2 protein-coding genes are annotated in these 2,861 nt (G+C 59.1%); both read left to right on the top strand.

All coding sequences use genetic code 11. The features are described 5' to 3' along the window. Window positions 1-116: 116 nt before the first annotated feature. On the top strand, window positions 117-2,372 hold the full coding sequence (locus AC2FNC_RS20600; RefSeq protein ID WP_480494020.1) for an NADP-dependent malic enzyme: 2,256 nt from the start codon (window positions 117-119) through the stop codon (window positions 2,370-2,372). A gap of 3 nt (window positions 2,373-2,375) precedes the next feature. Continuing rightward, window positions 2,376-2,861, top strand: a 486-nt coding sequence (locus tag AC2FNC_RS20595; RefSeq protein ID WP_496716541.1) for a PfkB family carbohydrate kinase, incomplete at its 3' end; no start/stop codon positions are given.

The following is a 2,861-nucleotide window of genomic DNA, read 5'->3' as shown; positions in this document are numbered from 1 at the left end:
GCGCGACCTTACAAATCCCGCATCTTCTGTAAAAGCCGAAAACTCATTCTCGTTGAGGCGGGCGTTCTCCTGCGCTATGAGGCGTCAGCCCTGAAGTCATGGAAACGACATTTAAGATGCCCAAAGCGAAGATCACCAAAGAAGAGGCATTGGCCTTTCACCTGGACCCCACCCCCGGCAAGTGGGAGGTGCAGGCCACCGTCCCCATGACAACGCAGCGAGATCTGTCGCTGGCCTACAGCCCGGGTGTGGCCGTTCCCTGCGAGGCTATCGCGGAAAACCCGGAAACGGCCTATGATTATACCAACAAGGGCAACCTGGTGGCCGTAATCTCGAACGGGACGGCGGTGTTGGGCCTTGGTAACCTCGGCGCGCTGGGCTCGAAACCGGTGATGGAAGGCAAATCGGTCCTGTTCAAACGGTTCGCCGATGTGAACTCGATCGATATCGAGCTGGACACCGAAGACCCGGATGAATTCTGCCGTGCAGTGCGTCTGATGGGGCCAACCTTTGGCGGCATCAATCTGGAAGACATCAAGGCGCCCGAGTGTTTCATCATCGAACAGCGACTGAAGGAAGAGATGGACATCCCCGTCTTTCACGATGACCAGCACGGCACGGCCGTGATCTGTGCGGCGGGCCTGCTGAACGCGCTGCATATCTCGGGCAAGAAGATCGAGGACGTGAAAATCGTTCTGAATGGCGCAGGTGCCGCGGGGATTGCCTGTATCGAACTGCTCAAGGCAATGGGCGCGCGGCATGAAAACTGCATTGTCTGCGATACCAAGGGCGTGATCTATCAGGGCCGGACAGAGGGCATGAACCAGTGGAAATCGGCCCACGCGATCACAACCGACTTGCGCACATTGGAAGACGCGATGAAGGGGGCGGATGTGTTCCTGGGTGTTTCGGTGAAAGGCGCGGTCACGCAGGATATGGTTGCCAGCATGGCCGACAATCCTGTCATCTTTGCGATGGCCAACCCCGACCCCGAGATTACTCCGGAAGAAGCGCACGAGGTTCGCGTGGATGCGATCGTTGCCACCGGGCGCAGCGATTATCCAAACCAGGTGAATAACGTTTTGGGCTTCCCCTACCTGTTCCGAGGCGCGTTGGACATTCATGCCCGCGCCATCAATGATGAGATGAAGATCGCCTGTGCCCACGCACTTGCCAATCTGGCGCGCGAGGATGTGCCGGATGAGGTCGCAATGGCCTATGGCAAGTCGCTGACCTTTGGGCGTGACTATATCATCCCTACTCCGTTCGACCCGCGTTTGATCCACCGTATCCCGCCGGCCGTTGCAAGGGCGGGGATGGACACCGGTGCCGCGCGCCGTCCGATCATCGACATGGACGCGTATGAGCTGAGTCTGAAATCCCGGATGGACCCGACCGCCAGCATCCTGCGCGGTTTGAACGCCCGTGCGCGTCAGGCGCAAAGCCGCATGATTTTCGCCGAGGGCGACGATCCCCGGGTATTGCGCGCAGCGGTCATGTATCAGCGGTCAGGTTTCGGCAAGGCGCTTGTGGTGGGTCGGCCAGACGATGTTAAGGCCAAACTGGAAGCCACGGGCCTGGGCGACGCTGTACGCGAAATCGAGGTCGTGAATGCCGCCAATACCACGCATCTCGAAACCTATTCGAACTTCCTGTATCAGCGCTTGCAGCGTAAGGGATTTGACCGCAAAGATATTCACCGTCTGGCCGCACGGGACCGGCATGTGTTTTCGTCGCTGATGCTGGCCCATGGGCATGGTGATGGTCTGGTCACCGGCGCAACCCGCAAGTCTGCGCATGTGCTCGACCGGATCAACCATGTGTTTGATGCCGATGCCGCCAATGGTGCCGCCGGTGTGACAGCTTTGCTGCATAAAGGCCGGATTGTCCTGATTGGCGACACACTGGTGCATGAATGGCCTGACGAAAACGATCTGGCGAATATTGCCGAACGTTCGGCCGCAGTTGCCCGGCATATGGGGTTGGAGCCCCGCGTGGCTTTTGTCAGCTTCTCAACTTTTGGCTATCCGGTGTCAGAACGTGCTGAAAAGATGCACCGGGCCCCGGCTGTGCTGGATCGGCGCGGCGTTGACTTTGAATACGAGGGTGAAATGACGGTGGACGTTGCCCTGAACGTCGAACAGCAAACGGCCTATCCGTTCTCGCGCCTGACCGGTCCGGCGAATATCCTGATCGTTCCGGCCCGGCATTCGGCATCAATCTCGACCAAGCTGATGCAGGAAATGGGTGGAGCCACCGTGATTGGCCCGATCCTGTCAGGCATCGACAAGCCGATCCAGATCTGCTCGACCGTCTCGACCGCGAACGATATTCTGAATATGGCCATTCTGGCCTCTTGCGACATCGGATAAATCATGACGATCTGGAATCTCGGCTCGATCAACGCGGATATGGTCTATGACCTGCCGCATCTGCCTGCGCCGGGGGAAACCCTGGCCGCCCGTCGGCTGGATCGGTTTCTGGGCGGCAAGGGGGCCAACATGTCGGTGGCCGCTGCGCGTGCGGGATCACGCGTCAGCCATATAGGTGCCGTGGGGCCCGATGGGCGCTGGGCCAAGGATCGACTAACAGAATATGGTGTGGATACACGCCATATCTCTGAGGTGGATGTTCCCACGGGCCACGCCATCATTGCGGTGGATGCCGAGGGTGAAAACCTGATTATCCTGTATCCCGGCGCCAATCACGCATTGGAACCCGCCCATCTGGGGCAGGCGCTGGCCTCGGCAAACACCGGTGATCTGCTGATCTTGCAGAATGAAACCAATGCCCAGGTCGAAGCGGCGCAGCTGGGGCGCAAGCTTGGCTTGACCGTCTGTTATGCCGCAGCCCCGTTTCAG

The sequence above is a fragment of the Ruegeria sp. BHSA123 genome (assembly GCF_059613425.1).
This window is presented reverse-complemented; position numbering and strand designations above follow the sequence as displayed.

What these genes read in the sequence shown, in the direction of transcription:
- AC2FNC_RS20600 (WP_480494020.1), top strand. Translation starts at nt 117, where the DNA reads ATGCCCAAAGCGAAGATCACCAAAGAAGAGGCATTGGCCTTTCACCTG.